Below are 7020 nucleotides of genomic sequence, written 5' to 3'. Positions count from 1 at the left end.
CCTTCCTGGTTGGCACGCTGCGCCGCCGTCGGGTAGCGCGGGTTGACGCGGCGCGTAAGTACCGCGTCGGTGATCTTGACGTCGTCGCTGGGCGTGGCGCGTGCGGCCGCTGCCGCTGCCACGTTGCCCGCAGCGGTACCCGCAGCCGTCGTTGCGCGCGGTGCCACGGTCTTGGCCTGGGTGGCGGCGACCGCCTGCTGGCGCGCGGTTTCGGCGGCAGCCTGCTGCTCGGACAGGGCGCGGGCCGCGGCTTCCTTCTGTTGCTGTTGGGCCAGCGCCGCCTGGCGCTGCTGGTCCAGCTGCTGCTGCTGTTCGCGATCGAGCGTCTTGCGCTGCGCATCGAGCTTGGAGCGCAGGATGGTGAGCGTGTAGTTTTCCGGATCCGCCTTGGCCAGCAGGTCGATCTCGCGCTGGGCCTCGGCGAAGTCGCGCTGGTTGATCGCCGATTCGGCGGAACTGGAAGCAAAGGTGAAGGTCTCGCGCAGCGCGTCGGCGGCCACCGCATTACCGGGCTGGCGCTCGAGCGCTTTCAGGTAGAACTCGTAGGCGTTGTTGCCGGCCGGGGCCACCAGGCGGCGATCGTTCATCGCCTTGCGGGCCTCGGAGAGAAGCTGGTCGACGCTCAGGCGGTCCACGTCAGTGGGTGCGGCAACGCTCGTGGCGTGTGTGGGGGCCTGGCCGACGGTGGGCGTGCCGTTGATCTGCTCGACGGCGGCCTTGTTGGGCAGGTACACCAGGAAGTAAGCGGCAACGGCGAGGGCGAAGAACACCGCGACCACGGCGATGAGCATCTGGCTGGTCGAACCGCGGACCAGGCGTGGTGCGAAAACCGGACGACGCTTGTGCATGTGCTCTCACCACCGACTTAAAGTATGGATGGAACTGGAAGGTCGATGCCGGCAAGGGCGCGGGGATATATCCATACAGGCCACGTGCCATGGTGCGCCAGGCATCCATCGCAACGCACGACCTGGCTTGTCCCCTGTAAAGCCCCCTGTGGCTCTCCCCCGCGGCGCACCCGAGGCACGTCACGGACGCGTGAAGTAAACCGTAAAAACCGCTCCACGGCAAACCATCGGCCGGTACGGCCATAACTTTAGCGCCGTACAAACGAAGCGCCCCGGCTTTGGGGCCGGGGCGAAGGGCTTCGAAGTACCCTCCCCGCGCTGGGCGTCGCGGGGAGGGAAAATTCGATCAATACGACTTCTAGTTATTTGGGTACCGCTTATTACTTCTTGGCAGTGCGGGTAGCGCGAGCCACCTTGGCAGCGGCCGTCTTCTTCACGGCAGCCTTGCGCGGAGCCTTCTTGGCAGCTTTCTTGGCAGGGGCCCTCTTTACAGCCTTCTTCACAGCCTTCTTTGCAGCAGACTTGCGGACGGCCTTCTTGGCGGCCGGACGCTTGGTTGCAGCCTTCTTGGCCGCCGGACGCTTGGTTGCGGCCTTCTTGGCAGCGGTCTTGCGGACGGCCTTCTTGGCCGCGCTCTTCCTGGCAGTTTTCTTTGCAGTTTTCTTGGTAGTAGCCATGGTTCTCTTCAGCTCCTCATCGGTTGGCAGTGGTTGCCCAGTAAAAGCATGGAGGAACGCTTCGACGAGCAAGTCGCTATTCGTCGCGTGCCTCAAATTGTTCACTTGTCGGCGAGTGCGTTCGTCGGAGAGCAGTCGCAACACGTGGAGTGGAATCGATACCGTGATCTTCCGGACCGCACCCGCTTTGGCACCGTGTTCGACGTACGCTGCGACGAATTTTCCTGTACCCATATCACCCGTTCCCCGTCAATTGTTGCAGAAGCTATTCCTGTCCATACCCGGTGTCAATCAATTTTGGCCATGAAATGAAGGCGTTGCGATCACCCCCTGGAGGGTCACCGGGTACCCTGCGAAGGGGTCCGGTGGTGTTTTTGCCACACTATCGAAAGACGTATGGAAGTCCAAACAAAAATTGCCTTGTTGTTGCTTTATGACACGAAAACCCCTTTATTCAAGCGATTTTCGTGACGACGGCGATTTGCCCGACGCATTCGATCGCGTGGCGCGCAGCATCATCGGCGCATGTCGCCGAACGTCCGCGAACACCGCTCCAGGGCGATGAACGGTAGTCAACCGGGGCGTAAAAATAAATTTCCAGAAAGGCCCTCGAGGCACCCCGTGGACACCCCGCGAGGGTGATCGACGACACCTGGATGGGTTCATGCGCGCCGGCCGGGCGATGCCCTGGCCATCACTTCGCGTCACACATTCGACACCGAAAGCGAACACGACGGCGACCATCCACCCCGCGCAAAATATTCCGCGCGCGGCGTGGATGGCGCGATGGATTCAGTCGTCGTTCTCGACGAGCTCGCCGTACGCGTCGGCGTCGAGGAGGTCTTCCAGTTCGTCGCGGTTTTCCACCTTGACGCGGAAGATCCAACCCTCGCCGTAGGCGTCTTCATTGATCGTCTCGGGCTTGTCGGAGAGCGCCTCGTTGACCTCGACGATTTCTCCGGACACCGGGGAATAGATGTCGGAGGCGGCCTTGACCGACTCCACCACCGCGGTGCCGTGGCCGGCCTGCACGGTGGCGCCGACTTCCGGTAACTCGACGTAGACCAGGTCGCCCAGCTGGGCCTGCGCGTGGTCGGAGATGCCCACGCGCACGGTGCCGTCGTCTTCGACGCGGGCCCATTCGTGGGATTTGAGGAACTTCAGGTCGCCTGGGATCTCGCTCATGGGGTGCTCCTGGGGGTGTTAAGACGGGCCGGATTGTAACCGGCTCCATGCTGGATCAGATGACGATGCCGTCCTGCGGCTTGCCGTCGCGGACGAAGGGATATTTGACGATGCGCACGGGCACTTCGCGGCCGCGGATGTCCACGCGCACGTCACCGGGTTCGCCCACCGGGATGCGGGCGAAGGCCACCGCGCGATTGAGGGTGGGGGAAAAACTGCCCGAGAGGATCTCGCCCTCACCGGCGGCGCTGAGCACCTTCTGGCCGTGGCGCAGCACGCCCTTGTCGTCCAGTACCAGGCCCACCATGGTGCGCGGCACGCCTGCGTTCTTCTGTGCCTCGAGGGCGGCGCGGCCGATGAAGTCACGGCCCTCGTCGAGCGACACCGTCCAACCGAGGTTGGCCTCCCACGGCGTGACGTCTTCGTCCATGTCCTGGCCGTAGAGGTTCATGCCGGCCTCCAGGCGAAGGGTGTCACGGGCACCCAGGCCCGCGGGCGTGACGCCGGCTTCGGCAAGCGCCTTCCACCATTGCACCGCGCGGGTATCGGGCACGATGATCTCGAAGCCTTCCTCGCCGGTGTAGCCGGTGCGAGCCACGAACAGCGGGATACCGTCGGGGCCCTCGACCTCGGCGGCGACGAACTTGCCGAGCTTGGCAACCTTCACACGGCTGTCATCGGGCAGCAGCCCCAGCACGATATCGCGGGCGGTCGGGCCCTGCACGGCGATCATGGCGAATTCCGGGCGCTCGCGCACGGCCACGCCGAAGGCCGCGGCCTGACGTTCGATCCAGGCCAGGTCCTTGTCGCGGGTAGAGGCATTCACCACCAGGCGGAAGAAATCCTCGCGCAGGAAATAGGCGATGAGATCGTCGATCACCCCGCCGCGCTCGTTGAGCATGCACGAGTAGAGCGCCTTGCCGGGCTTGGTCAGCTTGTCGATGCTGTTGGCCAGCAGATGCCGCAGGAACGCCCGGGTGCGCTCGCCAGTGAGATCCACCACCGTCATGTGCGACACGTCGAACATGCCGGCGGCCTGGCGCACAGCGTGGTGTTCTTCGATCTGCGAACCGTAGGCAATGGGCATGTCCCAGCCACCGAAATCCACCATGCGGGCACCGAGCTCGCGATGGGTGGCGTTGAGGACGGTTTTCTGGGTCATCGACTTGGGCTCGATTGCATGGGGAAGCGGTCATTATCCTTCGAATCTTGCTAGCCTTCCACGCATGGCAACCGAGGGGACACCAGGCACGGCCAGCATCGACGCTTCGTCGGGCGCGGGCCGCCTTGTGGTTGCAGGCGACTGGACCCTGCCCTATTACGCCTCGCTGCACGCGCACATGCGCATCTGTTGCAACCAGGTAAGCGACCATACCGCCGTGGACTTCACCGGCCTGGGCGCCCTGGATACGGCCGGCGCCTCGCTGCTGGCGGACCTGCTGGGCCCCGCACGGGTCGCGCGCCTGGCCGCAGGCACCGGCCTGCCCGCCGAGCGCGCAGCGCTGCTGCAGACCGTCGGCAATGCCCTGGCCGCCTACTGCAAACCGGCACGGCCGCGACGGTCGAAGGGGCTGGAGGATTTCCTCGCCCGCATCGGCGTTGGGGTGGAAAGCTTTGGCAAACAGACGCTGCTGCTGCTCGGCTTCGTCGGCATCGTCTTCGAAGCCCTGGGCCGCAACTTCTGGCGCCCGAAGCACTGGCGCGTCACTTCGCTGGTGTCGCACTTGGAGCAGACGGGCCTGAACGCCCTGCCCATCGTGGCGCTGCTGTCGTTCATGGTGGGCGCGGTGGTGGCTTTCCTGGGCGCCACGGTACTGGCGGACTTCGGCGCCACCATCTACACCGTCGACCTGGTCGGTTATGCCTTCCTGCGGGAATTCGGCGTGATCCTGACCGCGATCCTGCTCGCCGGCCGCACTGCCAGCGCGTTCACCGCGCAGATCGGCTCGATGAAGGCGCGCGAGGAGATCGACGCCATCCGCACGCTGGGCCTGGATCCGGTGGAACTGCTGGTATTGCCCCGCGTGCTGGCCCTGCTGGTGGCGCTGCCTCTACTCACCTTCATTGCCATGATGGCGGGTGTGATCGGAGGGGCGGTGGTTTGCTATGCCACCCTGGGCATCACGCCCACCATGTTCATCAACCTGTTCCACGAGGACATCCACGTCCGCCAGTTCCTGGTGGGCATCGCCAAGGCCCCGTTCTTCGCCTTCCTGATCGCGGTGATCGGCTGCATGGAAGGCTTCAAGGTGGCCGGCAGCGCGCAGTCGGTCGGCGAGCACACCACCTCGGCGGTCGTGCAGTCGATCTTCGTGGTGATCCTCTTCGACGCCATCGCCGCGCTCTTCTATACGGGAATGGGCTGGTGAACGAGCGCGAGCCGATCATCGAGGTGCGGGGCCTGGCCAACCGCTTCGGCGAGCAGGCCGTGCACGAGGACCTGGACCTCACGGTATACCGCGGAGAGATCCTTGGCGTGGTGGGTGGCTCAGGTACCGGCAAATCGGTATTGCTGCGCTCGATCGTGGGACTCCGGCGCCCGTCGGCGGGATCGGTGCGGGTGTTTGGACAGGACCTCCTGGCCCTGCCGCCCGAACAACGCTCGCAACTGGAGCGCCGCTTCGGCGTGCTGTTCCAGGACGGCGCGCTGTTTTCTTCGATGACGGTTGCCGAGAATATCGCCCTGCCGCTGATCGAGCACGCGGGGCTCACCCGCGAAGACGCCACCCGGCTCGCCGCGGTGAAGCTGGCACTGGTGGGCCTGGCCATGGACACCGCCGGCAAGTACCCGGCATCGCTCTCAGGCGGCATGACCAAGCGTGCGGCGCTGGCCCGCGCGCTTGCATTGGACCCGGAAGTATTGTTCCTGGACGAACCCACTTCGGGGCTGGACCCGATCAGTGCCGCGGCCTTCGACCAGCTGCTGTTGACGCTACGCAATGCCCTGGGCTTTACCGTGTTCCTGGTGACGCACGACCTGGATACGCTTTACACCACGTGCGACCGCGTGGCGGTGCTATCGCAAAAACGCGTGCTGGTGGCCGACACCCTGGACAAGGTGGCGGCAACCGACGATCCGTGGATACGTGAATATTTCCACGGTCCACGCGGCCGCGCCGCGCGTTCCTCCTTATCTATATAGGTGTGCCATGGAAACCCGAGCGCATCACATCCTGATCGGCCTGTTCACCGTCATCGTGCTGGCACTGGGCCTGGGGTTTTCCCTATGGCTGGTGAAGTCCAGCGCCGAGAAGGCCTATAACGAATACGACATCATCTTCAATGAGGCGGTAACGGGGCTTACCAAGGGCGGCGCCGTGCAGTACAACGGCATCCGCGTGGGCAGCATCTACCGCCTGCAGCTTGATCCGGCCGATCCGCGGCGCGTGATTGCACGCATCCGAACCGGCGGCGACGTGCCGATCCGCCAGGACACCCGCGCCAAGCTCACGCTCACCGGCGTCACCGGCGTGGCGGTGATCCAGCTCTCCGGCGGCTCGCCCGGCAGCCACATGCTGGTTACCACCGACGGCACACCGCCGGTGATCATCGCCGACCCCTCGCCCTTCGCCAAGTTGTTCGCCAACGGCGAGGACCTGGTGACCAACCTGAGCCAGGCGGCCTTGCGCGCCACCCAACTGCTGTCCAACGAGAACATCAACCGCATCCAGAACACGCTGGACCACATCGAGAAAGCCACCGGCGCACTCGCCGACGAGCGCGGCAACCTGCGTACCCTGATCGAGCAGATGACCGCGGCCAGCAAGGAGGCCAACCAGGCCCTTGCCCAGGCCCAGGTGCTGATCCGCCATGCCGATACGCTGGTGGACGGTCCGGGCAGGCAGACTCTGGAAAGCGCGCGCAACGCCATGGCGTCGCTCGAGCGCACCACGGCCACCGTGGACCAGATACTCAACCGCAACCACGACGCCCTGGACAACGGTGCGCAAGGCCTGAACGACCTCGGCCCCGCCATCCGGGAATTGCGCCAGACCCTTGCGGGCCTGCGCCAGGTGACCCGGCAACTGGATGAAAACCCCGGCCGCTACCTGCTGGGCCGCGACAAGAGCAAGGAGTTCGTACCATGAGCATGTGGATGATCCGGGCCGCGGGCGGTGTGCTGCTGCTATCGCTCCTGGCGGGCTGCTCCATCCTGCCCAAGGCCGAAGTGCCCAACGTGTACCTGTTGCCATCGGCAAAGGTGCCGGCCGCCACGGGCAAGCCTGTGACCTGGGCGCTTCGGGTGACCACGCCACAGGCCTCGGGATTGATCGACTCCAGCCGTATCGCGGTGGTGCCCGGCCAGGACA

Annotated in this window: 7 protein-coding genes and 1 pseudogene; 4 read left to right on the top strand and 4 right to left on the bottom strand. The window is 65.0% G+C overall.

Annotated features, from left to right (window positions below; translation table 11 throughout):
- From VK519_RS15710 to gcvT, 4 genes are all read right to left on the bottom strand, one after another.
- Nucleotides 1-848: energy transducer TonB (locus VK519_RS15710; RefSeq protein WP_324351298.1), on the bottom strand; the 848-nt coding region annotated here is incomplete at its 3' end.
- Nucleotides 849-1228: 380 nt separating this feature from the next.
- A complete protein-coding gene (gene metJ / locus VK519_RS17775) occupies nt 1229-1759 on the bottom strand; it encodes a met regulon transcriptional regulator MetJ (protein WP_345785970.1) in 531 nt (176 codons plus the stop codon).
- A 558-nt stretch (nt 1760-2317) separates the two neighbouring features.
- A complete protein-coding gene (gene gcvH / locus VK519_RS15700) occupies nt 2318-2710 on the bottom strand; it encodes a glycine cleavage system protein GcvH (RefSeq protein ID WP_324351297.1) in 393 nt (130 codons plus the stop codon).
- 55 nt (nt 2711-2765) lie between these two features.
- Entirely contained in the window at nt 2766-3872 is a 1107-nt protein-coding gene (gcvT, locus tag VK519_RS15695) for a glycine cleavage system aminomethyltransferase GcvT (RefSeq protein ID WP_324351295.1), read from the bottom strand.
- Between the two features lie 64 nt (nt 3873-3936).
- Here gcvT and VK519_RS15690 point away from each other — a divergent pair, with 64 nt between their 5' ends.
- From VK519_RS15690 to VK519_RS15675, 4 genes and pseudogenes are all read left to right on the top strand, one after another.
- Entirely contained in the window at nt 3937-5079 is a 1143-nt protein-coding gene (locus VK519_RS15690) for an MlaE family ABC transporter permease (protein WP_324351294.1), read from the top strand.
- Nucleotides 5076-5852, top strand: a complete 777-nt coding sequence (locus tag VK519_RS15685; RefSeq protein ID WP_324351292.1) for an ABC transporter ATP-binding protein — start codon at nt 5076-5078, stop codon at nt 5850-5852. Before VK519_RS15690 ends, VK519_RS15685 begins: the two co-directional genes overlap by 4 nt.
- A 7-nt stretch (nt 5853-5859) precedes the next feature.
- The gene (locus tag VK519_RS15680; RefSeq protein WP_324351290.1) at nt 5860-6798 is read left to right on the top strand and encodes an MlaD family protein; all 939 of its coding nucleotides are present in this window, start codon (nt 5860-5862) and stop codon (nt 6796-6798) included.
- Nucleotides 6795-7020: pseudogene (locus tag VK519_RS15675) on the top strand (hypothetical protein); the annotation flags it as partial. The gene VK519_RS15680 and the pseudogene VK519_RS15675, both read left to right, overlap by 4 nt.

Source organism: Pinirhizobacter sp., assembly GCF_035317885.1.
Taxonomy (GTDB): domain Bacteria; phylum Pseudomonadota; class Gammaproteobacteria; order Xanthomonadales; family Rhodanobacteraceae; genus Pinirhizobacter.
This window is presented reverse-complemented; position numbering and strand designations above follow the sequence as displayed.

Coding starts and splice junctions, on each gene's coding strand:
- metJ (WP_345785970.1), bottom strand. CDS start 1,759: ATGGGTACAGGAAAATTCGTCGCAGCGTACGTCGAACACGGTGCCAAA.
- gcvH (WP_324351297.1), bottom strand. CDS start 2,710: ATGAGCGAGATCCCAGGCGACCTGAAGTTCCTCAAATCCCACGAATGG.
- gcvT (WP_324351295.1), bottom strand. CDS start 3,872: ATGACCCAGAAAACCGTCCTCAACGCCACCCATCGCGAGCTCGGTGCC.
- VK519_RS15690 (WP_324351294.1), top strand. CDS start 3,937: ATGGCAACCGAGGGGACACCAGGCACGGCCAGCATCGACGCTTCGTCG.
- VK519_RS15680 (WP_324351290.1), top strand. CDS start 5,860: ATGGAAACCCGAGCGCATCACATCCTGATCGGCCTGTTCACCGTCATC.